Raw genomic sequence first — 275 nt, forward strand, 5'->3', positions numbered from 1 at the left:
GGTCCCACCGCACCGGGGAGGACACCTGGTCGACGAGGTGGGAGAGCGCCTGAGCGCCGTTGTCGACGACCGAGCCGTCGCGGTTGCTCCACAGGGTGATGGAGGGGTCGGTGGGCGTCACGGTCGCCACGGCGTCGCGCAGAGCGGCCACGGCCGACGCCATGTACTCCGTGTGGAACGCACCGGCGACCTGCAGGGGGATCACCCTGGTTCCCTTGACGGGCTGCGTGGCGAGGGCCTCGAGCCCGGGGAGCTCGCCGGCGACGACGAGCTGG

1 pseudogene is annotated in these 275 nt (G+C 72.7%); it reads right to left on the reverse strand.

The features are described 5' to 3' along the window. A pseudogene (locus SB660_RS20380) lies at positions 1-275 on the reverse strand (hypothetical protein); the annotation flags it as partial.

The sequence above is a fragment of the Bacillus sp. SIMBA_005 genome, assembly GCF_046535585.1.
In the GTDB taxonomy this organism is placed as follows: Bacteria; Bacillota; Bacilli; order Bacillales; family Bacillaceae; genus Bacillus; species Bacillus pumilus.